We start from the raw sequence: 26256 nt of genomic DNA, 5'->3' as shown, positions 1-26256 counted from the left end.
AATACGCAACTCAAAGAACTTGGTGTATCTCTTAATCATACTTCTTTCGGAAAAGGTGATAAATTCGCAAATTTAGATGATGAGACGAACACACAGGTACAAGAAATAATGGAACAAGTTAAAGACGGTTCCTTAACTCAAGAGGAAGCTAATACGCAACTCAAAGAACTTGGTGTATCTCTTACTCATGCTTTCATCGGAAAAGGTGATAAATTCGCCAATTTAGATGATGAAACGAACACACAGGTACAAGAAATTATGAAACAAGTTAAAGACGGTTCTTTAACTCAAGAGGAAGCTAATACGCAACTCAAAGAACTTGGTGTATCTCTTAATCATACTTCTTTCGGAAAAGGTGATAAATTCGCAAATTTAGATGATGAAACGAAAATAAAAGTTACAAAGTTAATTGAAAAAGCAAAAGTGCAAATGGAAGAACTAGGAGTAGATTTCCCTACAGAAAAGTTTAATCAATTTATCAATTATACAAAGAAGATTAATTTATAATGTTCTTAGTATAAACCTCACTTAGAATAGTCAAAGAACCATAAGTACAAATATGACTATTAAAATGAGGGAATATTTTAGAATAATTAAAAAGTCACTCATTCGAAAAATAATGAGTGACTTTTCTTTATATATATGTACGTACATGCCCGGTGCTTAATCTTTTTATTTTTTTGTATTTGGTGGACCCCAATAGTTGTTCTAAACAGACTTCGATGCACCTAAGAACGTACATGATTAGTAACCCACGGTACCCCAGAAAGTACCCCAATTAAAAGAGTTAATATGTTAAGTTATTCATATCAAAAATCAATTTTTAAATAAAATACTAAAAAGAGCACCTCTTCATTTTTCAACGTTCATCACTCCTAGAGCAAAATCCCCGCCAATTCAATATTTTTACGCTATAATGATACTCGAGGTGAAGAAAATGTTTGTAAGTGAAAAACAGATTGAGATTCGATATGCCGAAACGGATCAGATGGGCGTTGTGTACCACGCAAACTATATCATATGGATGGAGATTGGACGTTCACAACTAGTGAGTGATGCGGGGTTTGAATATGCCGCATTGGAAAAAGAAGGCTATGTATCACCAGTGATGGATTTATCTATTTCATATAAGGCAGCTATGCATTACGGCCAGGTAGCAACGGTGCGCACTTGGGTGGAAAAGCACGACCGTTTACGCACAACATATGGCTATGAGATTTTACATGAGGATGGAACAGTTGCTGCTACTGCTCAGTCAGTACATATTTTAGCTCATAAAGACACGCTAAGACCTGTTTCGCTAAGTAAAATCGATGCAGTTTGGGATGCGAAATATAAAGAAATTGCTGTTGAGCAAAGATAGGTGAGTAGCATATGGGAATTTTACTAGGTTTAGGCGCTATTATGGCTGCTCTTGGGGTGGCACTTGGTGCATTCGGAGCACATGCATTAAAGGATAAATTTTCAACCCCTCGATATGCGGCGATTTGGGAAACGGCTGTGCAATATCATATGTATCATTCACTCGGTCTACTCGTGCTTGGGATTTTATCAAGTGATGCACTTTTAGGAACATCCAGTATACTTTCTTGGGCAGGTTATTTAATGTTCGCAGGCATTATTTTCTTTTCAGGCAGTTTATATGTACTTGCGGTTACAGGGGTTAAAAAGCTAGGGGCCATTACCCCAATTGGCGGTATGTTATTTATTATTGCTTGGATTCTTGTAGCAATGAATGCTTTTGCTTAAGAGGAGGTGCTGTACACTTTGTGCAGCATCTTTTTTGATTTCATCGAGAGGCTGGTGAAAGGAAAGTACAAGTTGTTTCGGTTGATTGCAAATGATGAAACAAATTGTCTTTTCTTACGTAATACAGTAGTGAGCAAATTATATTTAATGATAAAATGGGCTTAAGTATATGTTGAAGGTGGGAATAATATGGGTTTATTAAAAGCAGGCGTTGGTGCATTAGCAGGCGTATTAGAAGATCAATGGCGTGAGTATTTCTATTGTGAGTCTCTGACAGCAGACGTACTCGTAACGAAGAGTGTAAAGCGTACTTCAAAACGTGGCTCGAATAAAGGGCATGATAATATTATTAGTAATGGCTCCATCATTGCAATTAATGAAGGTCAATGTATGATGATTGTCGAGCAAGGGAAAGTGGTAGAGTTTTCTTCGGAGTCTGGCGAATATGTATATGATACATCAACAGAGCCATCAATTATGTATGGCAATGATCTTTCTTCGAACATTATAGAAACATTCAAGCAAATAGGAAAGCGATTTACATTTGGCGGTGAAATAGCGAAGGATCAACGCGTGTATTACTTCAATAAAAAAGAAATAATCGGCAATAAGTATGGTACACCAGCTCCTATTCCTTTCCGTGTCATTGATAGAAACATTGGTTTAGATATTGATATTGCCATTCGTTGTCATGGGGAGTATTCGTATAAAATAGTGGATCCATTATTATTTTACACTAATGTATGTGGGAATGTGGAACGTGAATTCACACGTGATGCGATCGATAGCCAATTAAAAACAGAACTCATGACAGCTTTACAACCGGCATTTGCACAAATTTCTGCAAGTGGTGTGCGTTACAGTGAAATACCCGCACATACAATTGCCCTAGCAGACGCATTAAACAAGGTGTTATCGGAAAAATGGCTAGCAACACGTGGCCTGGCAGTCGTGTCATTAGGGATAAGTTCTTTAAAAGCGTCTGAAGAAGATGAAGCCATGCTGAAACAATTGCAACGTAATGCGGTGATGCGTGACCCTGGCATGGCAGCTGCTCATTTAACAGGGGCACAGGCTGAGGCAATGATTGCAGCTGCTAAAAATGAAGGTGGGGCAATGGCTGGCTTCATGGGCTTGAACATGGCGACACAAGCAGGCGGTGTCAATGCAGGGCAGCTATTCCAAATGAACGAGCAACATAAACAAGCGCAAATGGCACAGGCATCAATGCAAGCACAAACAGTGGCTACTCCGGATGCATGGACATGTGCTTGTGGACATGAAAATACAGGGAAGTTCTGTTCGAATTGTGGGGCATCAAAACCAATGACAGAAGGCTGGTCATGTACATGCGGTACGGTCAATAAAGGAAAGTTCTGTAGCGAATGTGGTTCTAAAAAACCAGTTGGTGCAATGCAATATGCTTGCGATAAATGTGGATGGGAACCAGAAAATGTGACAAATCCACCAAAATTCTGTCCAGAGTGTGGCGATGTTTTCGATGAAAATGATAGTAAGTAAGGAGATGACTAATGATGACGACACAAGAAGCACAAAACGTCAAAGAGGCCAAGCTTGAATTTGACGCTGAATGTCCATCATGTAGTGCATCAATTGAATTTAACCCAGCAACAGGAAAATTATCTTGCCCTTATTGTGGCTTTGAGACAGCCATTGCAACCCCAGAAAAAGAAGAAGAAAAAGTTGCACAGGAAATGGATTTTGCACTAGCTGAGGAACGTGGGAATTTTAATTGGGGTGTGGAGAAAAAAACTGTTATTTGTAAAGCTTGCGCGGCAGAAACGATTTACGATGCATTACAAGTCGCCGACAGTTGCCCTTATTGTGGTTCTAACCAAGTAATGGAGGCAAGTGCAGAAAACACACTCGCACCAAATGGTGTTTGTGCATTCGAGGTCACAGACAAGCAAGCGGGAGATCATTTTCAAAAATGGATTAAAGGAAGATGGTTTACCCCAAAAGCTGCGAAAATGGGTGCAAAGCCTGATTCCTTTAAGGGTGTCTACCTACCCTATTGGACGTTTGATACGAAAACAAGCGCACGATACTCAGCTAGCTATGGTAAACATCGAACAGTAACAGATAAAGACGGCAATACGCGTACTGAAACCGATTGGTATGCGACAAGTGGATTTTATCAAGAGTTTATTGACGATCATTTGATAAGTGCTACGACACGATATGATCGAGATATGATGCGAAAAATCGAACCTTTTAATTTGCTGAATAATAAATCCTATAAGCCTGAATACGTCACTGGTTTTTTGTCAGAACGATATAGCATCGGTTTGCAGGATGGATGGCATCAGGCGAAGAGAGAAATTCAAGATCACTTACATGCGCAAATAACGACGAAAATCCGTCTAGAAAAACATGCAGATGTTGTGTCGAATTTGCGTTTCTCTACAACCCATGATGACATTACATATAAATATTTAATGTTACCAATTTGGCTATCATCCTTCCGCTACAAGGATAAAATTTACCGCTTTATGGTGAATGGTCAAACAGGTCGTGTAGGTGGCGATGCACCGATTTCACCGTTACGGGTAACATTTGCAGTTCTCTTATCATTAATTGTTATTTCCTGTATCTGGTATTTTTTTATGTCTGAATAGTCACGACAGTATTCCAAAAGTATGGTTAACCTACTGAGGGAATACTGTTTTTTTATAGAGAAAATTGTCGAAATGATGTCGAATCGTGTAAATAAATTTAGTGAGCATGATAAATGTCACTATTCATCACGGCACTATCTATGTATAGTTGCATAAGCTATATAGATAATAATATTTCACGATAGACGAGGAGCACAGCATTTAATGAAAAAGAAAATTGCATGGGTTACAGATACAGCAGCATTGTTAGATGAAAAATACATACAGGACAATCATATTCACGTATTGCCACTGAATATTGTATTTGAAGAAGGGGCATTACGTGAAACGGTTGATATGACACATGACGAGTTTTACGATAAATTACGCAGTGCTAAAACACATCCAAAGACGTCGCAACCTGCCATTGGTGAAGTGGTGGAATTATATCAATCATTAAAGCAACAAGGTTATGCCTGTGCAATTGCTATTCATACATCGCAGCATTTATCGGGCACTTATTTAAGCGCTTTCACAGCAGCCGAGCAAGCACAATTTGAAGTGCATCCAGTCGATTCAAAAATTGGCTCTTTTCCAATGATGAAGATGATTGAGCTTGGGCAGCAGTTGGAAAGAGAGGGCTTCGAACCAGCCGCTATCGTTGAAAGAATTAATGAGCTTGCCGACCTGAGTAAGTTATCTTTTATCCCATCGAGTTTATCGCAATTGCATAAAAGTGGGCGAGTTACAGGTACACAGGCTTTTTTAAGCAACCTTTTGAACATTAAAGTCGTTATTTCCTTTGATAATGGAAAAGTTGTGATGAAAGAAAAAATACGCACAGCAACAAAAGCAAAAGCATATGTAGAAAACCTTTTAACTATAGATTTAGAATCCAGTATGATTCCCGAGGTGGCTGTCATCCACTGTAACAATGAAGAAGGTGCTAGATGTTGGCAAGCATCTCTTGAAAAAGCGTACCCTCTAATCACTTTTCATGTTCTACCATTGAGTGCATGTGTGGGGGTTCATGCAGGGGAAGGTACACTTGGATTGAGCTGGGTATGTCAACCAGAGCTAGCAGCGTACAAGCAACTGGAAAAAGAATTAGTAACACTATAAAACGGATGTTTTCTTAAATAACGGCATGTGAAGTTGCGAATTTCCTATAAACAAATTATTATACAGTCAGAGAGCTTTTTCATTTAATCAACTGTGAATGTAATGTTATTTTTGAATAACGATAGGCAGGTTATTCAAGTATGGGGGTTTCGACAATGGATGCAATTGAAGTGTTAACAAATTTAGATCAAATACATGGGTATTTTCAACCTATATTTAGCGCAGACGCGCATACGGTGATTGCCTACGAAATTTCCGGACATTTACAAATTGAAGGTCAACAAATTAATTTAAAAGATTTTGTGAATAATGAAGATATTCCAGAAGAATATCGAATTGATATGGAACATAAAATTTTGCACGCGGCTTTAGCAAAAATTGAGGAAGTAGCGAATGACATTGATATTTATATTCCAAGTAACCCTAATTTGTTGATGCAAGATTTCGGTGAAAGCCATTTTAGTATTATTCAACAATATTTACGAGAAGAAGATTTACATCGTATTGTATTGGTTGTGTCTGAACATCGCTTTTTAGGTGATATCAATAAATTACATCATGCTCTGCGTTACTTTACAACGTACGGTGTGAAAATTGCTGTACAGGAAGTAGGAGCTGAAAGTCATTTAGAGCACATTGCTTTACTTTCTCCACAGATTTTAAAAGTGGATATTCGTGAATTGAATTATGATTCATGGTCAGCCCAATCAGATATGATTTCAGCAATTGGAAGTTTAGCATATAAAATTGGTGCAAACTTATTATTTGAAGGTATCGGGACTGTTTATCAATTGCAATTTGCCTGGAAAAATGGGGGACGCTTCTATCAAGGACCCTACTTGGCAAATGCGGCAATAAATTTTGTGGAAAAAGATGTACTGAAGGAAAGATTTAAACAGGAATGTCAACGATTCATTACCTCAGAAAAGAAAATGCTTGAGGCGCAGTATTTTGAACTAAAGAAGTTGCAGGAGGAGCTAGAGGCGATTGTCCATCGTGTCAAACCTACTAGTGAAAACATTGCCCAGTTAGAACATTTAGCACAGCTGTTAGATGGCTATTCTTTCCGATTATATATTTGTAATGAGGATGGATTTCAGCTAACGCCAAACGTGATGCGTGTAGAAGGACAGTGGGAATTACAACCAAGTGCGATCAATAAAAACTGGAGTTGGCGTCCCTATTTCCTCCAAACGATTATAAAAATGCGTAATGATCAAAGTGGGGAAATTTCTGAACTGTATCGAGATATTGAAACCGGAGAGATTACACGCACATTTTCAATAGCGATTAATGAACATGAATATTTGTTTGTCGATCTTTCCTATGATTTTCTCTATGAACATAATATATTTAGATAGTCTATAAATGCTTATATATCAGGGTTTGTGGGGTGCAAATATACTTTGTACCCCGTTTTTTTGTTTGAGAAGCACTCAAATTTAAGCAATGATGATAAAATTTTTGTTGCTTTTAATTCTTCATCAACTAGTGAATGAGCGTATGCCTTTATCACCATTTCTGGTGTGTCCCCGATAATTTTTGCTACTGTTGTTACTGCTGCACCCTCAGCAATTAAAATACTCACATAAGTGTGTCTTAGAATATGAGCTGATAATCGTTCAATTTGATGCTTGGTTTTTAATGCGTTAAACATTTTCACAATATAACCACTGCTGATTGGTTCTAAATTAGCGGTGATAAATACATAATCGCTTTCTTCTAGTTCAGAACCATAAAGTTTTTTTGTCTCGACATCGAGAGTGCGCATGTCTCATAGAAAGTTAGACGGGCAGAAAGCTGAGAAAGATGGATATTTCCATTATGGAACTTGGTTATCTAAAGCGCCATGGTTTATGGGGTCTCGCTTCAATGGACATTCAGTTTAGATGCACAACAATATTCATGGTAAACGGTAAATTACCTGAGTATAGGCGTGGTGGAGATTACATGGATAATAAGTACCAACAAAAGCTAGCCGCTCGAATCGATGCTTATATGAGCGACTTAGGATTAACTTATAAACAAGCTTTTAATAAAGCTTATAAAGAGGTAAAGCCGCCAAGTGTTGTGGTGCCATTTATAAGCTATGAAGAATGGAGAAAACAATAAAGTGGAGAGGCGTAAAAAGCAAAAGGTACTATTCCTTTTGCTTTATTTCTAAAAATAATGCGTAATTAATTGCAATAAACATTACTATAGAAAAAATAATTGAAGGAGTGGATTTATAGAAGATTGATGTAATCAATAAAACAAGAGAACTAATGATAATGAATACAAGTAATAAAATATTCGTTTTTTTACTAGGTTTAAAAAAATCGTGAAGTATACCAAGTAAAGAACAAAATCCTACAAATATAAGATACTCATAAAGAAGTATTGGTTCTAAATAATCTGGACTGAAACTATTTAAATTAATTATTGAAATGAGCAAAAGAATATATTTTGCATATTTATAAATGCCTGACAAAATATCACCTCCATTTAATAATAAGTTAACTAAATATTGTAAGTCCAGATGAATTTAGGCTTTCATCTCGCAAACGCTATAAAGAACGAGAACAAATACACTTTTGAACAGTTTAGGCATTCATAAGAGTAAACGTCCATTTCAGTAAGTCTCTTGGGCCAGATAACAGTGTGTATACATCGCATTGCACCTATTACACTCATGATTTTCTATCATGCAAGTATCACACACTGAGTTATGACTAATGCCCTACAAATGATAGATAGAGAGTTTTTATAATTCAATATATATACATATAAATACTCCGCAAAAGTGAATTACCACAATTATTTTTTGTGAAAATTAGTGACAATTGATATTAAATTTTGCTATTTTTTGCATCTATTCACCCTAAATTCAGAATAAACAATATATTTAGAGCTTATATTGTTAAAAAATACAATAAAACCAATCCGTATTACTTTATTAGGGATTGTTTTACACTCATTTTGTAAAAATTAGTGACATTAGATACAGTAGTAACATTAGATATTAGAATCTAATAAAAAATTTACTAATAGGAGGGTTTCATAATGAAAAAGAAAATAATATTGTATGGTGTAGTAGCTAGTACTTTATTAGGAGGCGGTACTTTTACTAATACTGCAAGTGCTGCTGAAAATCAAGAAATTATGGGTAGTAATATTGGAGTTGTTCCAAGCAACGTTCAAGCGGCTGAACAAAGTCAAAATAAGAATAGTGCCTATCAAGATATTGATGAAAGAGTGAAAAAAATGTTGATCAGTGCTGCTGGTCCAGGTACAGTATTGAGAAATCATGATATAAAAGATGCCGAATTAAATGGTAGTAATATAGAAGGTTCTATAATTGAGAACTCTCAACTTTTGACAGTTGGAGAAAACATATTAGAAAATACCCTAGGTCATGAGGTAACATTATATACTAGTGGGTACGAACATGGGTTTAAAGAAACGACTAGTACGACTAATACTTCCGGTTGGACATTTGGTTATAATTATAATGCAAGCCTTTCTGTTATGATGCTGACAGCTTCACATAGTTTTAGTGTTGATTATAATATGTCCACTTCAAACACTACAGAAAAATCAGAAGATAGAAAGTTTATTATTCCTCCACAAGGTTTTTCTGTTCCAGCTGGTAAAAAATATAAAGTAGAATATGTGTTTGAAAAAATAACAATTTCGGGTAAGAATAAAATTAATGCAGATTTATATGGGGATGCTACTTATACTTTTAATAATCAACCGATGTCCCCTCAACTTTTATATTCTGCACTGAATTTCGCCTCAGACAAACAGGGATTCGAGCCAGTCATCAGAAATAACGCAGTAGGGAATGATAGATTTGGAATTAGAGCTACGGGCGTAGGACAGTTTAGCACAGAATTTGGAACGCGATTATATGCTAAAATAACTGATATTACAAATTCAAAAAAACCAGTAATGCTAGAAACAAAAACAATCCCTGTTGAATTTGAAACTCTTTCTGCGGATACTAAAATAATTGAATAAGAATAACAGCACGCATTTCTCCACCAAAATATCGATTTGGTGGGGTAATTGCGTCTTTTTTTTATTTATAAAATAATCGTTCCTCAAGTTCTGGAATTGTGGTATGTCAGCACAACTGGAAGCCGATTCACTAAGGGCAACGAAAGCTATTGGGTGAATGGGCAAAGGAATTAGGTTTATCATATGGAAAATTATACAGACGTATGTTTATTAGCGGAAGGGATATAGAAAAAGCTTTTGAGACTAGATAAATCTAGTCTCTTTTTAATTCAAAAAAGAAAAGGACAAGGTGATTATATATGACTGATTTAACAGCTTTTTTAGCGCAAAACGAATTGAAGCAGGAACGAGAAGGTTCATGCAGGTGTGGATGACGCAGTAGAAGAAGCAAAAAACTAATCGAGGACGCTGACTATGAAGCAAATGTGGCATATTCCTGCTTACACAAACTTCATAAATGGCTGTTCGAATTCGATAGTTTGCCTAAGAATGAAAAGGCAGAGAAAGAAGCAAAACGTGGTAGTAAAGGGAAAGGAAGTAAGTCATTTATCTCATATTTCCTATCGCCAAAGTTCGACATGTTAGGAATATTTCTCTAGTATTTTCATAAAAGATATAGTAAAAACCCATCCTTTTATGTATATTTATGGAGGAGGGATATTATACTATGAAAAAATTGTTTGTATTACCATTAGTAATTCTACTAGGCATTGTTTTAGTAGCATGTAGTCAAGATCAAGAGAAGGATAGTAGTAAGAAAAAAGAAAGTGCTGAAAATGCAAGTGAAGAAACATCTCAGGATGAATCATTTAAAGTTGACAAAGGACTATTAAATGTTGATGTAACAATACCAGCTTCGTTTTTTGAGGGCCAGGACATTGATTCAGCGATTGCTGAGGCAAAAAAAGAAGGTATCAAAGAAGCCGTCAAGAACGATGATGGTTCTGTGACTTATAAAATGACTAAATCAAAGCATAAAGAAATGATAAAAGAGCTGGAAACCGGTATTTTAGAAACTGTAGAAGAAATTAAAACTAGCACCGATAACCCAACTTCTATAAAAGATGTGACTTACAACAAATCTTTTTCTGAATTCACATTAATGGTAAATAAAGAGGAGTTTGAAAATAGTTTTGACGCAATGGCATCATTTGGGCTTGCTATTACAGGTATGTATTATCAACTTTTCAGTGGTGTTGATCCTGAAAAATTTAAAGTTACAGTAATTTTTAAAGATGAATCAAATGGAGAAGTAATTAACACAATTGTTTATCCAGATGATTTGGATGACAATAATTAAGTTTTTATTATATTAGGTTCTCTTTTTCCTAAACCTAATTAATGTGGTAAAGGTAAGGGTAAGAAACGTAAGAGATAAGTGAATATACCAGAATGGTAAAGTGGAATCACTCCACATTATGGTTGGAAGGGGAAGGACGTGGATATCCTTTCCCAGAAGGATCATTTATGACTAGAGTAATTAAAGTGTGTCATTTTTACCATTTATCTACTCTGAAACAAATCAAATACACAACTAAACTACTGTATTTAAACCAAATGTTTCTGTGGTATAATTTCCTAAAAAAGGAGTGGTTTTTTTGAGGATTCAAAATTATTTTAAAGTAATAAAATTTCTAGTATGTTTATCTGTTAGTTTATGTATTATAACTTATCCGATTATTTCCTTTGCTGAACCACTTGATACTAATTTGCCTAGTGAAACGAGCAAATCTAATGACATTGATACTGGTATAGCAAACTTGAACTATAATAGTAGCGAAGTTTTAGCAGTGAATGGTGATAAAATTGATAGTTTTGTTCCAAAAGAAGGAATAAACTCAAATAATAAATTTATAGTGGTTGAACGTAACAAAAAATCACTTACAACTTCACCGGTGGATATTTCAATTATCGATTCTATTGCGAATCGTGCCTATCCAGGAGCCTTACAACTTGCAAACAAAGCTTTTGCAGACAATCAACCTAGTTTATTGGTGGCCAAAAGAAAACCGCTAAATATTAGCATAGATTTACCTGGCATGAAAAGAGAAAATACTATGACTGTAGATAATCCAACATATGGTAATGTGTCTGGGGCAGTAGATGAGTTAATATCTACTTGGAGTGAAAAATATTCAACAAGCCATACTTTACCTGCAAGACTACAATATTCAGAATCTATGGTATATAGCAAATCTCAAATAGCAAGCACTCTGAATGTTAACGCCAAAGTTCTTGACAATTCACTGGGAATTGACTTTAATGCGATTGCAAATGGAGAGAAAAAAGTGATGGTTGCGGCATATAAACAAATATTTTATACCGTAAGTGCAGAACTACCTAACAATCCATCAGAACTTTTTGATGATAGCGTTCTTTTTGAAGAGTTAACCCGTAAAGGGGTAAGTAATGAGGCCCCTCCAGTTATGGTGTCAAATGTAGCTTATGGCAGAACAATTTATGTGAAATTAGAAACAAGTTCTAAGAGCAAGGATGTACAAGCTGCTTTTAAAGCCTTACTGAATAATGTTAATACCAATGTAGAAACTAGTGCACAGTACAAAGATATTTTTGAAGAAAGTTCCTTTACTGCTGTAGTATTAGGCGGAGATTCACAACAGCATAACCAGGTTGTCTCAAAAGACTTTAATGATATTAGAAACATAATTAAAGATAATGCAGAATTTAGTCTTAAAAATCCAGCATACCCAATATCCTATACAAGTGTTTTCTTAAAGGATAATTCAATTGCCGCTGTTCATAACAGTACAGATTATATCGAGACGACATCTACAGAATATTCTAAAGGTAGCATCATCCTTGATCATTATGGTGCATATGTTGCTCAATTTGAAGTAGCCTGGGATGAATTTTCATATGATGAAAATGGAAAAGAAGTACTAACCCATAAAACTTGGGATGGAAACTGGAAAGACAAAACAGCTCATTTCTCTACAGTAATACCACTCCCGCCTAATTCAAAAAATATAAGAATTTATGCAAGAGAATGTACAGGTCTTGCATGGGATTGGTGGAGAACAATTATTGATGAACACAATGTTCCATTATCTAATGAAATAAAAGTTTCAATTGGAGGAACTACATTATACCCAACAGGTATTATTAATTAGGTATTAGTCATGAGAGGCACTTTTTCAAAGGCATACGAATGCAAACAGATATTCTTGTATGAAATAATGAAAAGAGAAGAAGCTTTATTGGATGTTGTGTTTAATTAATAACATTTCTTAAAATTCTTGAACCTTAATGATTCACATCACATTTATGAACATAATAGATATACAAATACTGATATATCAAGGTTTGAGGGGTGCAAATATACTTTGCACCTCGCTTTTTTGTTTGAAAAGCACTCAAATTTACAATGATGATAAAATCTTGGTTGCTTGTAATTCTTCATCGGGCAAGTGAATGAATATTTCTGGTGTATCCCCAATAATTTTTGCTACTGTTGCACCCTCCGCAATTAAAATACTCATATAAGTGTCCTGCCTTAGAATATGAGCAGAAAACCGTTCAATTTCATGCTTTGTTTTCAATGCATTTTTTTGAGGCGGTTTTGTCTGACTAAAATCTAAGTAAAGGCTACTATAAAGAACGAACGGTTGGTTGTGTACATTTTTTCACTCCATTTACATTTTTATCTTAATAATACTAATATAGTTCTCTTTTTGCTAAAAGAAAGGCAGACATGAACGTACTTACATTTGAAATACCATACCAGGTCCAGGTGGGATGATGGCGCAACAAAGATCACGAATAACGCGGAATTGCTCATTCGTACCAAAAGAATTAAAAGACGACAAATTATTCGTGAGATTAGAAGTTTCACAAGTGCACCAGATGAACTTATTACCGAAGAAATCAGGTGAGCATCAATGTACATAAATCATTTTAAAAGGTGCATCAGCAAGCTGTTGAAGGCACGTTACGATTTACAACCAATACCGAACATCGACAATCTAGCAAAAGGCATCAAGGACGGTCTAAGCAAGGTTTTATGTCAGGACGATAACTCAACAGAGGTGGTTGCTTGTAAGTTTTATTCAGATAATCTGAGAGCAGCGGTGACAATCGAATGGGCACAACAGTAGCGAGACGATGTATTCTGTTTACTGGCGATGCACATGACACGGTTAAGTTCGATTTTACAAAACATCAGATTGAGACGTTCATCACGCTTTGGAACTTAGGGTTACCGATTCAAAAAAACTCGCAGGATTAATGTAAGCAAGGTTAGCGTGGTATTGATTGCTATGGGTTGGGAGATGACAGGCAGGATTGAGCCAAGAACTGGTGGGGTGTTAGGTAAAGAGAAAGTGGTTCGTTGAGAATAAAAAAGAGGAAATAGACATAATCGTCTATTTCCTGTTCCATAGCTTTTAATTTAGCTTTATGTTTAGCTTTAGGAATTGCGTGATACTGCTCGTATCGACACATTCTACACGAACAATGAATTTTTCCTTTACTTAACGTACCGCGTATCGGCATGTATTCGTCTTCTCGTAAAAATACATTTTTTAAAATGCCCCATTTTTTTCGAATAGTTCGCTCTCTCTGATGACGAATATAGGCTTTTGAACGGTTTTTCATATAAAATATCAGCTCCCTTGAGAAACCCAAGCTTGCAGGGAGAGACAAGGGATTACACAGCACTCCCTACAAGCTTGGTATTGAGCTGATATACAGGATGAATTGATTCATAACATCATTCCTTCGTTTTATACCTAGATTTCCACAATTACCTTATATCTTTTTATGAGAATATAACAAAAAAATAAAAAGCCGCAGCGTTCTCATAAGCTACAGCCTGAATTGGTTCATGCCCTTTAATGTTGCACTCAACAGCATTATAGCACAACTTAGGAGGGCAAACCTAATTGGCAAACAAGGGCAAACACAATTAAATCGTTATTCATTTGGACAAGGCAATCAAGAAGTATTATGACAACATGTGTAAATATAAGAGAATGAAGGATGAATTAGATTCATTGACTGTTGCTGCATCCACAGCTGAATACGGAAATGCACTATAACACTAAAACACAATTCTTTTTCATTACAATAGTAAATAAGCAGGGGAATTCCAACCACCCTGCTTTTATTTGTTTGATTAAACTTTTGTTCCTTATTATTTTCCTTTTATCCTTAAAAAATGAAACTTTTGGATTTATAGTTCGTATAATTGGAAAATACTTATTTTTCAGGAGGTAAAAATGTTTAAGTTTAGAGGCTTCTTCCTTATATCTATATTCTTACTAACAGCCTGTACTCAGGATACAGTTGTTCCTAAAGAAAAAGAACAAGAAGAAAAAGATGATGAAAATATTGTTGTTACAGCAGATGGAAAAATAACCTTTGAGATTTTTAATGAAATAAAGGTTCCACAAGAAAAAGTAGAATCAATAAAAGACGAACTCCTTAATGCCTATGATAAAATTCAGAATTCAATACATACTGGATATGTTCCATCCGAGAGGATAAATGTATATCTCAATGTAGGAAATGAACATTCATGGGGTTTGAGATCGGAACTCAAACTATATGGCATTCAGGAAAATCAATATCCACTTGTCCATGAACTGACACATTCCTTACTTGGTTATGGCAACAATTTTGATGCAAGCAGTGGCTATTTTACGCAAGAGGGTTTTGCTTCTTATATGGAAGATAAGTATGGAAAACAACAATCATATTCCCATAAGGTGATGAAGTATTTTATCGATTCAAACAAATTAATACCAATTAGCAAGTTGATAGATCCGAATCAAGATGATTCCTATTTTCGCCCAGCACTTACAAATCAAGAAGAGTACATCCTTCAATGGATGAGCTATACGCATTCAGCTTCTTTTATTACTTATTTAATTGACACGTATGGATTAGAAAAGTTTGAACAGCTATACAACGAAGAGGACTTGGCTAAAAAAATAGAGGAAATATACGAAAAAAATATTAGTGAGATAGAAAATGATTGGGTAGTTTTTATTAAAAATGGTGAAACGTTAACATATGAAGACAAAAATAAAATGGGATATTTTTATAATTCTTCTTTATTTATTGATAAAATCGATCCAAAATTTTTTACAAAGGAATAATTTTTTATATGAGAATGTGGGGTACTTAGTAATTTAAACAAATACTTTCCTATCGTGTCTAGCTCTATTTTGTGAGAACAAGAGCAATCCACAATCAAATATTTTACCGCCATAGACGGGCCTTATCTCTAGTACGGTAAGGCTTTTTTATTCTAGAAATAGATCATCTTATTTTTTGAGCTAAAATTAAAGTATCTATTTGAAATTTTAGATAAGCTAAATAAAATAAATTGAAATCAAAAGTTGAAGAAGCTTTTCGAAACGATGACTCGTTTTGGGAGGAGGACTAAATAATTAATAAGTTTTACAAGCATTCCCGTATGGAGTGCTTTTTATTTTGCTTTGAAAACGGCATTAGATAGCCATAATTTTTGTATGTCATACTTCTTACGTACAACCTCGTCTTGCGATTTTATCCATCAGCATTCCTCAAATCAGCTTTGTCTCTATCATTTTTGGCACCATACTTTTCGTTAGCTTTTATAGGTGAATCATACTACAAATTCGAGGGATCTGTTGCATGTAGGCAATACAAGAGTATAAACCAAGCCAAAAGGGACAATTTATTAATTGGAGGTGATAAATTTGACAAAAGAAAAGCGAAACAACAGTGAATTGGACAGGGAAGAATATGGGACAGATTTAAGTCCTGACGATTTAGATGTGCGAGAAGAAAATGATCTAACAAATGAACAGATTCAGAATGCAACTAAAGAGAAACGACGCAACGAAAACAATTCCTCAACACGCGATAAATGAAAAAGATAAAGTGAACAATAGGGCTATTCACTTAACAAAAGTTAAGTCTTCTCCAAATTTCCTTGAGAAGTAATTAAAAGAATTTGGTTTCAATAAAAGTTTCGAGTGATGAAAAGCTTCAAGTGAATAAAATTAGCGACACTACTTTTGATAAGTGGTGTTTTTCTTTTTACTTAAACAAGCACTTAGCACATTTAGCTACTAAATCAAATGGTGAAACAATTGATAAGGATCTACATAATTCGTTGTATCAAGTAGAAAAATTTGCATAAACGTAATCTGCTATAGGATACATGTTAAGCACCTCTTAAAAACGGAATATTGGCGAAGGTCGTAAAAGAAGCATGCATAAAAATAAAAGCAAAATGTAACAACAAATGATATTACATTTGTTGTTACAGGAGAATGGAGATAATAAAAGTTACTGCTTCATCGGTTGCAGCGATAAAGCAATAGGAACAATGTACAAGTTGATTTTAGCACAGATGGATGTGGAATTTTTGTCAACATTTATATGAAATTAAGAATTTAGAGAAAATGCTTCATTGCTCCGTTTATTTTTATCGAAGCATGTAGCCGTATGGTATTTCCTAATGGCGAACATCGTAAAAGCAGACGAAGATAGCGTCTAGGGTGTTCAATATGTAGCTATAAATTAAATACCATTTGCTTTTGGTAGCTCTACCACAATGTAAAAGTGAGTTGTCTAAATTTTTAGAGGGAAATAGCTGTTAGATTTCAGCAATTCGAGATAGCTCACAGCCTGTGCGGTTTTATTTTGCTGCTTGCTACCTCTAATGAATTATATGTGAATGGAAAGAGAGCCTTTGGACATTGTGGTAAAGAACGATGATATTGATGCATCAAATCATCATACGAATTGAAGAAAAGGCCACTGCAGAAAAACGATTTGATGAAAATATAAAGGTTCACTTCACAGCAGTAATTAGTCTTTTGTTCCTAGAAAATATACATGCATTCCTGTTAATAAATAAAGCATTTTTAAGATAAATCAACCAATAATAAGAACTAACAAAACGCTTTGGGAGGTGGAAATTTGAAGAAATTTTATCTATTTTTAATACCTATATGTATTTTAGTTGTTTCCGTATTTTATGTAAACGAAAGCTCATCAGCAGATAAAGGAAGAAAGTATTATGAAGAGGCAGGACAAATTGTGTGGGAAATACAAACCAAAGAAAAAATTGTCGCCTTGACTTTTGATGATGGTCCTCATAAAAAGTACACATCTGAGATTTTAGATTTATTAGCCCAATACGATGCAAAAGCAACATTTTTTGTTGTGGGTCAAAATGCAGAAAAAAACCCTGAGGTAGTTTTACGCATGTATGAAGAAGGGCACGAAATAGCGAATCATACCTATACACATCCATTAAAAACGAACGTGCCTAATTTAATGAAAGAAATAAAACAGACTCATGAAACAATTTATAGTATTAGCGGGTATTCACCCATTTTATTCAGGCCTGTAGAAGGGCAATATACGGATGCGATGATATCTGCCGTTGTAAAAGAGGGATATAAAGTAGTGATGTGGTCTTGGCATCTCGATACTTTGGATTGGAAAAATCCTGGTGTTAATAAAATTGTTGATACTGTGTTAAGGGGTGTTAAAGAAGGGAATGTAGTTCTTTTTCATGACGGTGGTGGAAATCGTCAACAAACTGTAAAAGCCATGGAGAAAATATTGCCAGAACTTGAAAAGAAAGGATATAAATTCGTAACAATTCCTGAACTACTTAAGGCGCAAAAAGAAAATATTAAATAAAAAGATGCTGTAGCGTCGTCACTCGCTACAGCATCTTGATTTAAACCCTTTTCAGGTTAGTCAGTAACAGCATTATAACACATGACGGACAAAACATGTTAAAAAGACAAATGAATAATTGATGATGAATTCGTATTAACCGATGTGAAAATTTTGAAGTTATTTTCATTAACTAATTTTTGTGCCATTTGGTATTACTTGATCGGGAGTTAAAAGAATAACATCGCCCTCTGTAGGAACGCCACCAATCACTAGAACTTCGGATTTAAAACCTGCCACTCGACGAGGTGGAAAATTGACAATAGCTACTACTTGTTTGCCGATGATATCTGCCGGACTATATCGTTTCGTAATTTGTGCAGAGGATTGTTTCGTTCCTATTGTTTCGCCAAAATCAATTTTCATTTTAATTGCAGGAATCTTTGCTTTAGGAAGTTCTTCAGCTTGGATAACCGTACCGATTCTGATATCAAGCGATATAAAATCTTCAATTGTTGCCATAATGATACCCCTTATAATAAAATAATTATGATAAATATAGCATTAAATTGAAAAATATTCAAAAAATAGATTTTAAAGATTTAGGGATTCAGACTTATGAAAAAACAGATAAGAGAAGTAGGAATGCATATTGAAAAATCAGTAAGCGCATTACTTCATTATAAATGTAAAACTGTTGTGGAAATTACATGGGAAAATACGCAAACAAGCTTGTACGAAATTGACACATATTATGATTCAGATAAAGGGTTAGAAATGAAGATGAAAATTATAAAGAATATCATCTTGCATTAGTTATCGACCTTAGAAGTTATCAGTACATAGAAATAGGTACGGGAGAAGATGTCCCGCTCCTTATAAAACTAAAGGATTCACATGAAATTATTTATAAAAAAACTGAATCCTAACGCTGATTCGCTTACATCCAATCGCATGCACAAGAACTAGGAACACTTTAATTCGTGTGCCTAGTTCTATTTTTCTAACATCGTTTTACTAGTGGGGGAATTGTCCAATAGGTACCCATTCGCCATAGCCATTCAATCGGTCCAAATCTATAGAACTTCAACCAAACCTTACTAAATAGCAATTGGAAAATATAAATGCCTATGCAAATCCAAAGTGATGACATTAGGTTGATATGTGAAATTAATTGAAATGTATGCCCAAGTAATAAAATAAGTGCCGTTTGCCCTAAATAATTTGTTAAAGCCATGCGACCGTATTCTCTTAATGGGGATAATAACAATTGTACTAATGGATATTGAAGTAATAATACGAGTATCCCTACATAGAAAGCCGAAACAAATGGACTAATTTGCATCCCGATTAATGAAAAGTTTTCAATATTAGCTATATACTCTTCTAATTTCTCCTTTGACATAGTATCAACAGAAGAGGGTGTTGCATCAGGTACATAACTCCATTGATAAAGCCATCCGCCTAAGCTTAGTAAAAACAGAATACTTGTCAAGACAATTAATTTCTTTTGATGAGCATTTATTTTTTCGAATAGCTGATACTGTCCTGCTGCTAATCCAAGTAAAATTAACGGGAACGGCATGGCAATTTTTATACCAAAATAAGCAGTAACAGCTAAAAGGATAAGCCCTATGGCTAGATTTAGTTCTTTCCGCATTTTATAAAATGGTAAAGCAATTAAACCAAATAGAGCATAGACTGTTAACGCTTCTCCCGGCTGAAAAAATACATGGACGATACCAAATAAAAATAACAGGGCAATTCTTCTTAAAAACAATAGATACGCCCTTTCATTTTTAGCAGTTGCCCGGGATATAAACATGAAAAAGCCAATGCCGAATAAAAATGAAAAGATTGTAAAAAATTTACCTTCAACAAATAGAGCTAAAAAATGGCTGTAAGCAATATCAACTGAAGTTGTTGGTGGCTCAATCCACAAGAGTGCGGGGATATTAACTAAAATGATTCCTAATAGCGCAAATCCCCTGAGATAATCCAAAGTATGAATTCGTTTGTTTAAATCGATTGGTTGCATATTGTTTTCCTCCTAACTGATACAAAGTATACGGAAATTCCTCAAGAAGTAGTAACGAATTATGTTACGCCAATCTTACAAAATCGTCAGATAGTCAATACAGACACAAAAAGACACGATAGAGATGGTTCCAAAAGCATGAAGACCAAAGCAATCAAAAATCAAGAATGCTGTGTATCATCAGGATACATCGTTAAAATCTCTTGTGCATGCGTACGTAAATTAGCTATTAATTCCTTTGGTTCTAAAACTCTTGCATGACTACCCAATCTGACAAAGAGTGGGGTGATAAAACCAAGCTCCCCTTTGTCGATCATGGCATCAATGGAGCCAGTACCATCTTCTTTTATTACGACAAGCTCCTCAAAACTTGGCACACTTTTGCATTGGCGTACGCCTTCCATTGTTAATTGAACATGTAAGCGAATTGGGTTTTTTACTTCATAACTATCAAACCATTGCGCTAAATTCATAAAGCACTCTTCATCTTTGTCAGTTGCTATAATAGATAGAATACGATCCACACGATAGAGCAATACTTTTTGCTTACTAAAGTCATAGGCAGGCAAGTACCAGAGACCATCATGAGCGTATACTCCAATAGGGCGAATGTGTTTGGTTGTAGTACCAGATTTCGAGTCATATTGAATATGTAAATGACTACCTGCTATCGAAGCCTCTAAAACATCTTTTAACAGGGGTGTATGAATCATTCTTTTAGGATTCCAAAAAGCGATGTAAGAACGAATTTTGTCTACTTTTATTTTGGTATCATGTTGAAGTGAGTTATATAATTTATGACCGGCTGAGTGGATTTCAGCATCAAACGGCAGATCACGATAGTAACTGAGAGATTGAAAGGCAAAGAAGATCGAAACAACTTCGTCTTCTGTAAATAAAATAGGTGGAAGTAGTCGATTTGTTATGACGGTATAGCCTCCGTTTCTGCCTTGTTCTGCGTAGATGGGTAAACCCATATCACTTAAATCTAGGATGTATCTATGGACAGTACGGATAGATATATGAAATTCATCGGCTATTTCTTGTGCCGTAAATTTTCTTTTTGAATTCACAAACATTAAAATATCTAATAAACGCTTTGCTTTTGACATTTTTCCTCACCTTTTCTTTTTGAACATGCCACTACTTGTCATGTTTTATGTTTAGTATAGGTTTTGCTGATGATTTTATCAAAAAGCAATACCCTAAAGATAAAAGGAGAAAAACATATGACAAGAGAAGTAATTTTATTTATTGCTACTAGTTTAGATGGCTTTATCGCAAAAGAAGATGATAACTTACAATGGTTATACGATGCAGAGGGGGAAGGGGACAATGGCTATACAGAGATGTATCAATCCATCGATACAATCATTATGGGCAAAAGAACGTATGATTACGTACTGGAACATACAGAGTCTTTTCCATATCCGGATAAAAAATGCTATGTATTCACTACCTCACAAGATGGGACAGATGACTATGTAGAATTCGTTAAGGAAGATGTTGTAGCGTTTACTAAAAAGTTAAAGGAACAACAAGGTTCTAAAATTTGGATGGTTGGTGGAGCAGGTATTCTCGATGCTTTCATGAAGGAAAACCTAATTGATGAATATATTATCACGGTCACACCCCATATTCTAGGTTCAGGTATTCCGTTATTTAAAGAAAAAAATCCGCAAATAGAGTTAAAATTAATAAATACACAACGATTTGGTCAGATGGTACAGCTGCATTATAAAGTGAAAACAGTTTAATTTTATGAGCGTGTTTTGATGACAAAACACGCTTTTTAACTTTTTAGAGGAGGAGGGATTTATATATTTCGCCAATTAACCCTTCCATTTGGTGTACGCCTAAATCTGTATTGGTCATGATAACTAAGCCTTTTTCTCTATAAGGATAAGCAACAATCATACATTGAAATCCAACACCCCAACCAAGAGAAGACATCTCGATCTCTTGTTGTGCGCCTTCAATAAATACGCCTAAGCCCGTCCACTCCTTACACCCTTGTGGATGTATCAGTTCTTTTATGTGGCTTACAGAGATGCCCAAGTTACTTGTACCTTTTAAAGCATGCATTAATTCAAGAACTAGCTTCGCTAAATCAGCTGTGGTAGTCCATAAACCACAGGCTGCTAGGTATGGATAGATGGGGTATTTGCCGAGCACTAACTCACCATTTTTATGATGACCACAGGCAACATTTTTTGTTATGTCATGAATGTTTGTGGCAAATAGGCTGTTTTTCATATGTAACGGTGTAAAAATAAATTCATCCACCACGAGGTGAAATGGCTTTCCAGTTACGTCCTCTATCAATTGCTGGATGATGCAGAATCCAGCATCTGAATAGTGAAATTCACTCTCTGGCTCATAGCTCACCTCAATGGGGATAGAACAGTAGGGGGTTTGTCCATTTAAAATTTCGACCATTGTAGGTTGCTCTTGTAGTAATTGCAATGCCGAAAAGCTATCACGAGGATCTTTTATTCCCGCCTGATGGCATAGTAAATTGCGTAATGTCACTTTTTTTATCTTTGTGTAATGATTATCAGGTACTTTCCACGATAGTAACTGATTGTTAACATCCTCATCTAAATGTAAATAATTTTGTTCTACTAATCGCATCGCTAACAGGGCTGTTAGAAATTTACTTATGGAACAGGCATTAAAAAGAGTATGGGCATCCACTCTGTTATTAGAGCCGGATTCAAAGCATCCAAAGTGCCTAGATTCACTGATTTGACCATCTTCAATTAACGAAAAGCTTAGTCCGGTAACATGATAATGTTGCATGCGTTGCTTGATGTCTATGTTTGTCATCTTTACATCCCCCCAATTTCTGTCTTAATTATAACAAAATATACAAATGTACGTTCTGTTTTTTGTAATTTATGTCATCGGGGGTGCATAACAATATAACTTGAATTAATTTCAGAAATCGTTTTTCTATAAAGAAACACGAGCATTTTTGGAAGGAGTGTAAGGTGGTGACTTCAGCGGGAAAAGCAAGCGGAACGAGAGCGTAACGAAGGAAGCGACTCGGTGCGTGCTTGTTGGAAAGCGTTCGCCTGTAGCGGAATTAACCTATGAACAATTACTTTATTTTCTTTTCTTGATATTCGCCTTTATTGATATGAAAATGAATTAAGAAATTGATTCACATAACATTTTTTAAAAATTAACACAAAAAAATTCGCTTCTTCTACGTGGGCAGTTGGCTAGCCTCACAGAAGTATCGCGAATTTTTTATTTGTTATTATTTATTTGTAGCTTCTATGGTGATGTTGAAAAGACCGTTAAGCATTTTTCTTCGTTTTTGTCGCTCTTTTTCGTGGGCTAGGTTTTTTTGTTTTATCTAACGACGCTTGAAGTGCTGACATCAAGTCCGTTACATTATCAGGTAATGGACGTTTGTCGTTCGCTGCTATTGTATTGGTTTCTTTCTTTTCTTCTATTAATTCCATTAGTGCGGTACGGTATTCGTCCGTATATTTTTCAGGATCAAATATAGTTGTTAGTTGCTCAACTAGCATGAGCGCCGTATCAAGCTCTTTCTTAACAACCGTTTGTTCACTTGGAATATTGGGAACATCACTCACACTTCTCACTTCGTCAGGGAAGTGGATAATCTCCATCACGAGGGCGTCTTGATAGACACGTACGATAGCCAGCTGCTCTTTTGAACGAATTGTAATTTTAGCTACGCCTATTTTACCAGATTCCTCTAGTGTTTTACGTAAAAGAGTATAGGCCTTACCGCCAGTCGTATCAGGAGATAAAAAATAAGTACGTTCAAAATAAATAGGATCAATTTCTTGTAATTTCACGAAATCAATAATCTCTACAGCCTTATCTTCATTTTCCTTGCGTAAGTTTTCTAACTCCTCTTCGTCAAGCACGACAAACTTATTTTTTGCATATTCATAGGCTTTCACAATCTCTTCTTCCTTCACTTCCTGATCACAGCCTTCACATATTTTTTTATAGCTTATCGGTGTATGACATTCTTTATGGAGCTGGCGTAATTTTATATCTTTATTTTCAGTAGCAGCATGGAGTTTAACAGGAATATTGACAAGTCCAAATGATATACTGCCTTTCCAGACTGTATGCATAGCGTCACCTCGTTTTTTATTACTATGTTATATTTTGATTATTTTTATGTATCTAATAAGAAAATAATCAAAAACTGAAAGAAAAGAATGAAAGTAGTTGTTAAAATGAAACCCATGCTATTGACGGATGTAAATGAAGCGCCTATAGGGGAAGAGTGGCTTTACGAAACGAAATATGACGGCTTTCGCTGCATTCTAGTGTGGGAAGAAGAAGAGCCTATTCTGAAAAGTAGAAACGACAATGTACTTAATCATTTATTTCCTGAGATTATAGAATTTTGTATGCGTATATATGATCGTATAAAACCATTATTACCATTAGTACTGGATGGAGAAGTGGTGTATCTAACAAATCATTTTAAAAGTAATTTTTCAATCGTACAAAAAAGAGGAAGAATGCAAAATAAAGACGTTATTGCTGAACATGCCAAGCATTTTCCATTCCATTATGTCGTATTTGATTTACTTAAATTAAAAGGTGAGGAACAAAGCAATCGGTATTTAAAGACCCGTAAACAACAATTAACTAAATTTTTTACTGCTGTAAAGCTACCAACCACTATCAATTATCAGGATGGACAGCTGCTCCAAGCGATCGAGAATTTTGAAGATAGTGAAATGCTGTTACAAACTATAAGGGCAAACAATGGAGAAGGTATAATTGCCAAGAAAAAGACCAGTAAATGGGTAAGTAATATACGGTCCACAGATTGGTTAAAATTAAAAAATTGGCGATATATCACCGTTATTGTCAACAAATATGATAAAGGAAATGGCTATTTTCATGGGGGCGTTTATCAACAGGGAACTTTTAATGAGGTTGTTATATTTAGGCATGGTATGACGGATAAAGAGCGGAAGACATTAGTTACTTTTTTTCAAAACAATGGGACAAAGCGACAGGAGACTTGGGAATTGGAGCCGTCAATCTGTGTGGATATAGCATGTATTGATTTTGATGGTAGTAAATTAAGAGAGCCAAGATTCCATGCATTTAGATTAGAAATAAATCCTGAAGCATGTACCTGGTTACAAATGCAACGTCAACTTTTACCGATTCCAAATAACGTTCAGATAACCCATCCCGATAAGCCAGTGTGGCCAGAAATAGGTATTACCAAGGATGGTTATTTGCACTATTTACAAATGATATCTTCCTATTTATTGCCTTTTCTCTATGACCGTCCGCTCACTTTAATCCGCTATCCGCATGGCGCACCAGGGGAAAGCTTTTATCAGAAAAGTAGTCCGGAGAAGATCCCTGATTTTGTTACAACCGCAAGAATAGCCGACACTAATTTTATATTGTGCAATAATATCGAGACGCTACTATGGCTAGGCAATCAACTTGCACTCGAATTTCATATTCCTTTTCAAACGATTCGTACAGAGAAACCAACTGAGATTGTTTTTGACCTTGATCCGCCTTCTGTCGATGAATTTTCACTCGCTATGCAAGGTGCACGACAATTAAAGGAAATATGTGATTATTTTCATCTACAATCCTTCGTTAAAACTTCAGGAGGCAAAGGTTTGCAATTGTATATCCCCTTACCAGAGCATGCTTTTTCGTATGAGGAAGTTAGGATATTTACAGAATTTGTGTGTAAATTTTTATGTAAACAACAGCCTGACTTCTATACAATCGAACGTTTGAAGAAAAATAGGCAAAAAAAATTATACTTAGATTATGTTCAACATGCTGAGGGGAAGACAATCATTTCACCATATTCGACTCGGGGTAATAATAAAGGGTTAGTTGCAACGCCGTTAAATTGGGACGAGGTCAATGAACAATTGCGCCCAGAAAAATTTACTATTCCGACTGTTTTAGCGCGTATGAAAGACATAGGAAATCCTTTTAGGAATTTTCGCGAAATCGGGGAGAAGCAGGATTTTAAATCGGTGCTTCACCATTTAAGAAATTCATAATACGAACGTAAAAAACTGTCTCAAA

At 35.3% G+C, this 26256-nt stretch carries 26 protein-coding genes and 1 pseudogene; 19 read left to right on the top strand and 8 right to left on the bottom strand.

Translation table 11 applies throughout. The annotated features are described in order from the left end of the window. From H131_RS12185 to H131_RS12155, 7 genes and pseudogenes are all read left to right on the top strand, one after another. Window positions 1-507: pseudogene (locus H131_RS12185) on the top strand (hypothetical protein); the annotation flags it as partial. 430 nt (window positions 508-937) lie between these two features. After that, the gene (locus H131_RS12180; RefSeq protein ID WP_010859445.1) at window positions 938-1363 is read left to right on the top strand and encodes an acyl-CoA thioesterase; all 426 of its coding nucleotides are present in this window, start codon (window positions 938-940) and stop codon (window positions 1361-1363) included. Window positions 1364-1374: 11 nt separating this feature from the next. Further along, entirely contained in the window at window positions 1375-1749 is a 375-nt protein-coding gene (locus tag H131_RS12175; protein WP_010859444.1) for a DUF423 domain-containing protein, read from the top strand. Between the two features lie 189 nt (window positions 1750-1938). Further along, the gene (locus H131_RS12170) at window positions 1939-3270 is read left to right on the top strand and encodes an SPFH domain-containing protein (RefSeq protein ID WP_010859443.1); all 1332 of its coding nucleotides are present in this window, start codon (window positions 1939-1941) and stop codon (window positions 3268-3270) included. A 14-nt stretch (window positions 3271-3284) separates the two neighbouring features. Continuing rightward, window positions 3285-4388: a TFIIB-type zinc ribbon-containing protein gene (locus H131_RS12165; RefSeq protein ID WP_010859442.1), complete on the top strand. Its 1104-nt coding sequence runs from the start codon at window positions 3285-3287 to the stop codon at window positions 4386-4388. 204 nt (window positions 4389-4592) lie between these two features. Beyond that, window positions 4593-5489 (top strand): DegV family protein, encoded by an 897-nt coding sequence (locus H131_RS12160; RefSeq protein ID WP_010859441.1) that lies wholly within the window; start codon window positions 4593-4595, stop codon window positions 5487-5489. 155 nt (window positions 5490-5644) lie between these two features. Next, window positions 5645-6850 (top strand): EAL-associated domain-containing protein, encoded by a 1206-nt coding sequence (locus H131_RS12155; RefSeq protein ID WP_010859440.1) that lies wholly within the window; start codon window positions 5645-5647, stop codon window positions 6848-6850. 11 nt (window positions 6851-6861) lie between these two features. Here the strand turns inward: H131_RS12155 and H131_RS12150 are convergent, their stop codons facing one another. After that, window positions 6862-7260: a tyrosine-type recombinase/integrase gene (locus H131_RS12150; RefSeq protein WP_010859439.1), complete on the bottom strand. Its 399-nt coding sequence runs from the start codon at window positions 7258-7260 to the stop codon at window positions 6862-6864. Window positions 7261-7298: 38 nt separating this feature from the next. Between H131_RS12150 and H131_RS12145 the strand changes: the two genes are divergently transcribed. Then, window positions 7299-7601, top strand: coding sequence for a hypothetical protein (locus tag H131_RS12145; protein WP_010859438.1), 303 nt, complete (start codon window positions 7299-7301; stop codon window positions 7599-7601). Window positions 7602-7629: 28 nt separating this feature from the next. Here the strand turns inward: H131_RS12145 and H131_RS12140 are convergent, their stop codons facing one another. After that, window positions 7630-7959 (bottom strand): hypothetical protein, encoded by a 330-nt coding sequence (locus tag H131_RS12140; protein ID WP_010859437.1) that lies wholly within the window; start codon window positions 7957-7959, stop codon window positions 7630-7632. Window positions 7960-8531: 572 nt separating this feature from the next. Between H131_RS12140 and H131_RS12135 the strand changes: the two genes are divergently transcribed. The 5 genes from H131_RS12135 to H131_RS24440 all read left to right on the top strand — a co-directional run bounded on the left by H131_RS12135 (window position 8532) and on the right by H131_RS24440 (window position 13737). Further along, complete coding sequence (locus H131_RS12135) at window positions 8532-9491, top strand: ETX/MTX2 family pore-forming toxin (RefSeq protein ID WP_010859436.1); 960 nt, start codon at window positions 8532-8534, stop codon at window positions 9489-9491. A 667-nt stretch (window positions 9492-10158) separates the two neighbouring features. After that, window positions 10159-10791, top strand: a complete 633-nt coding sequence (locus H131_RS12130; RefSeq protein ID WP_010859435.1) for a hypothetical protein — start codon at window positions 10159-10161, stop codon at window positions 10789-10791. 298 nt (window positions 10792-11089) lie between these two features. Further along, window positions 11090-12622 carry a thiol-activated cytolysin family protein gene (locus H131_RS12120; protein WP_419185149.1) on the top strand — a complete coding sequence of 511 codons (1533 nt, stop codon included), beginning with the start codon at window positions 11090-11092 and terminating at the stop codon, window positions 12620-12622. 768 nt (window positions 12623-13390) lie between these two features. After that, the gene (locus H131_RS12115) at window positions 13391-13606 is read left to right on the top strand and encodes a RusA family crossover junction endodeoxyribonuclease (protein WP_010859432.1); all 216 of its coding nucleotides are present in this window, start codon (window positions 13391-13393) and stop codon (window positions 13604-13606) included. Next, window positions 13591-13737 (top strand): hypothetical protein, encoded by a 147-nt coding sequence (locus tag H131_RS24440; protein ID WP_155242421.1) that lies wholly within the window; start codon window positions 13591-13593, stop codon window positions 13735-13737. Before H131_RS12115 ends, H131_RS24440 begins: the two co-directional genes overlap by 16 nt. A gap of 29 nt (window positions 13738-13766) precedes the next feature. Here H131_RS24440 and H131_RS12110 read toward each other — a convergent pair whose 3' ends face one another. After that, the gene (locus tag H131_RS12110) at window positions 13767-14105 is read right to left on the bottom strand and encodes a hypothetical protein (protein ID WP_010859431.1); all 339 of its coding nucleotides are present in this window, start codon (window positions 14103-14105) and stop codon (window positions 13767-13769) included. Window positions 14106-14728: 623 nt separating this feature from the next. On the opposite strand from H131_RS12110, the gene H131_RS12105 reads away from it, so the two are divergent. The 3 genes from H131_RS12105 (at window position 14729) to H131_RS12100 (ending at window position 18158) form a co-directional block, all read left to right on the top strand. After that, window positions 14729-15610 carry a gluzincin family metallopeptidase gene (locus H131_RS12105; RefSeq protein WP_010859430.1) on the top strand — a complete coding sequence of 294 codons (882 nt, stop codon included), beginning with the start codon at window positions 14729-14731 and terminating at the stop codon, window positions 15608-15610. Window positions 15611-16186: 576 nt separating this feature from the next. Continuing rightward, window positions 16187-16369 carry a hypothetical protein gene (locus tag H131_RS24980; protein WP_419185166.1) on the top strand — a complete coding sequence of 61 codons (183 nt, stop codon included), beginning with the start codon at window positions 16187-16189 and terminating at the stop codon, window positions 16367-16369. 1057 nt (window positions 16370-17426) lie between these two features. Beyond that, window positions 17427-18158, top strand: coding sequence for a polysaccharide deacetylase family protein (locus H131_RS12100; RefSeq protein ID WP_010859427.1), 732 nt, complete (start codon window positions 17427-17429; stop codon window positions 18156-18158). 168 nt (window positions 18159-18326) lie between these two features. On the opposite strand, the gene csaA is transcribed toward H131_RS12100, so the two are convergent. Next, a complete protein-coding gene (gene csaA, locus H131_RS12095; RefSeq protein ID WP_010859426.1) occupies window positions 18327-18659 on the bottom strand; it encodes a chaperone CsaA in 333 nt (110 codons plus the stop codon). A 96-nt stretch (window positions 18660-18755) separates the two neighbouring features. Between csaA and H131_RS25385 the strand changes: the two genes are divergently transcribed. After that, entirely contained in the window at window positions 18756-18953 is a 198-nt protein-coding gene (locus H131_RS25385; RefSeq protein WP_010859425.1) for a hypothetical protein, read from the top strand. A gap of 187 nt (window positions 18954-19140) precedes the next feature. Here H131_RS25385 and H131_RS12085 read toward each other — a convergent pair whose 3' ends face one another. After that, window positions 19141-20175: a DUF418 domain-containing protein gene (locus H131_RS12085; RefSeq protein WP_010859424.1), complete on the bottom strand. Its 1035-nt coding sequence runs from the start codon at window positions 20173-20175 to the stop codon at window positions 19141-19143. Window positions 20176-20336: 161 nt separating this feature from the next. Next, window positions 20337-21287, bottom strand: a complete 951-nt coding sequence (locus H131_RS12080; protein WP_010859423.1) for a helix-turn-helix transcriptional regulator — start codon at window positions 21285-21287, stop codon at window positions 20337-20339. 117 nt (window positions 21288-21404) lie between these two features. On the opposite strand from H131_RS12080, the gene H131_RS12075 reads away from it, so the two are divergent. Continuing rightward, a complete protein-coding gene (locus H131_RS12075; protein ID WP_010859422.1) occupies window positions 21405-21932 on the top strand; it encodes a dihydrofolate reductase family protein in 528 nt (175 codons plus the stop codon). 43 nt (window positions 21933-21975) lie between these two features. Here the strand turns inward: H131_RS12075 and H131_RS12070 are convergent, their stop codons facing one another. Both H131_RS12070 and ku read right to left on the bottom strand, forming a co-directional pair. After that, a complete protein-coding gene (locus H131_RS12070) occupies window positions 21976-23004 on the bottom strand; it encodes a serine hydrolase domain-containing protein (protein WP_010859421.1) in 1029 nt (342 codons plus the stop codon). 476 nt (window positions 23005-23480) lie between these two features. Then, complete coding sequence (gene ku, locus H131_RS12065) at window positions 23481-24299, bottom strand: non-homologous end joining protein Ku (protein WP_010859420.1); 819 nt, start codon at window positions 24297-24299, stop codon at window positions 23481-23483. A 105-nt stretch (window positions 24300-24404) separates the two neighbouring features. Between ku and H131_RS12060 the strand changes: the two genes are divergently transcribed. Beyond that, window positions 24405-26231: a DNA ligase D gene (locus H131_RS12060; protein ID WP_036131417.1), complete on the top strand. Its 1827-nt coding sequence runs from the start codon at window positions 24405-24407 to the stop codon at window positions 26229-26231. Window positions 26232-26256 lie beyond the last annotated feature (25 nt).

Origin of the sequence: Lysinibacillus sphaericus OT4b.31, from assembly GCF_000392615.1 — a bacterium.
Classification (GTDB): domain Bacteria; phylum Bacillota; class Bacilli; order Bacillales_A; family Planococcaceae; genus Lysinibacillus; species Lysinibacillus sphaericus_B.
The sequence above is the reverse complement of the archived record's forward strand: the minus strand, read 5'-3'. Positions and strand labels throughout refer to the sequence as shown.

What these genes read in the sequence shown, in the direction of transcription:
- H131_RS12115 (WP_010859432.1), top strand. Translation starts at nt 13,391, where the DNA reads ATGTACATAAATCATTTTAAAAGGTGCATCAGCAAGCTGTTGAAGGCA.
- csaA (WP_010859426.1), bottom strand. Translation starts at nt 18,659, where the DNA reads ATGGCAACAATTGAAGATTTTATATCGCTTGATATCAGAATCGGTACG.
- H131_RS12110 (WP_010859431.1), bottom strand. Translation starts at nt 14,105, where the DNA reads ATGAAAAACCGTTCAAAAGCCTATATTCGTCATCAGAGAGAGCGAACT.
- H131_RS12160 (WP_010859441.1), top strand. Translation starts at nt 4,593, where the DNA reads ATGAAAAAGAAAATTGCATGGGTTACAGATACAGCAGCATTGTTAGAT.
- H131_RS25385 (WP_010859425.1), top strand. Translation starts at nt 18,756, where the DNA reads ATGAAAAAACAGATAAGAGAAGTAGGAATGCATATTGAAAAATCAGTA.
- H131_RS12135 (WP_010859436.1), top strand. Translation starts at nt 8,532, where the DNA reads ATGAAAAAGAAAATAATATTGTATGGTGTAGTAGCTAGTACTTTATTA.
- ku (WP_010859420.1), bottom strand. Translation starts at nt 24,299, where the DNA reads ATGCATACAGTCTGGAAAGGCAGTATATCATTTGGACTTGTCAATATT.
- H131_RS12155 (WP_010859440.1), top strand. Translation starts at nt 5,645, where the DNA reads ATGGATGCAATTGAAGTGTTAACAAATTTAGATCAAATACATGGGTAT.
- H131_RS12085 (WP_010859424.1), bottom strand. Translation starts at nt 20,175, where the DNA reads ATGCAACCAATCGATTTAAACAAACGAATTCATACTTTGGATTATCTC.
- H131_RS24440 (WP_155242421.1), top strand. Translation starts at nt 13,591, where the DNA reads ATGGGCACAACAGTAGCGAGACGATGTATTCTGTTTACTGGCGATGCA.
- H131_RS12165 (WP_010859442.1), top strand. Translation starts at nt 3,285, where the DNA reads ATGACGACACAAGAAGCACAAAACGTCAAAGAGGCCAAGCTTGAATTT.
- H131_RS12130 (WP_010859435.1), top strand. Translation starts at nt 10,159, where the DNA reads ATGAAAAAATTGTTTGTATTACCATTAGTAATTCTACTAGGCATTGTT.
- H131_RS12170 (WP_010859443.1), top strand. Translation starts at nt 1,939, where the DNA reads ATGGGTTTATTAAAAGCAGGCGTTGGTGCATTAGCAGGCGTATTAGAA.
- H131_RS12150 (WP_010859439.1), bottom strand. Translation starts at nt 7,260, where the DNA reads ATGCGCACTCTCGATGTCGAGACAAAAAAACTTTATGGTTCTGAACTA.
- H131_RS12075 (WP_010859422.1), top strand. Translation starts at nt 21,405, where the DNA reads ATGACAAGAGAAGTAATTTTATTTATTGCTACTAGTTTAGATGGCTTT.
- H131_RS12175 (WP_010859444.1), top strand. Translation starts at nt 1,375, where the DNA reads ATGGGAATTTTACTAGGTTTAGGCGCTATTATGGCTGCTCTTGGGGTG.
- H131_RS12080 (WP_010859423.1), bottom strand. Translation starts at nt 21,287, where the DNA reads ATGTCAAAAGCAAAGCGTTTATTAGATATTTTAATGTTTGTGAATTCA.
- H131_RS12060 (WP_036131417.1), top strand. Translation starts at nt 24,405, where the DNA reads ATGAAACCCATGCTATTGACGGATGTAAATGAAGCGCCTATAGGGGAA.
- H131_RS12105 (WP_010859430.1), top strand. Translation starts at nt 14,729, where the DNA reads ATGTTTAAGTTTAGAGGCTTCTTCCTTATATCTATATTCTTACTAACA.
- H131_RS12180 (WP_010859445.1), top strand. Translation starts at nt 938, where the DNA reads ATGTTTGTAAGTGAAAAACAGATTGAGATTCGATATGCCGAAACGGAT.
- H131_RS12070 (WP_010859421.1), bottom strand. Translation starts at nt 23,004, where the DNA reads ATGACAAACATAGACATCAAGCAACGCATGCAACATTATCATGTTACC.
- H131_RS12145 (WP_010859438.1), top strand. Translation starts at nt 7,299, where the DNA reads ATGGATATTTCCATTATGGAACTTGGTTATCTAAAGCGCCATGGTTTA.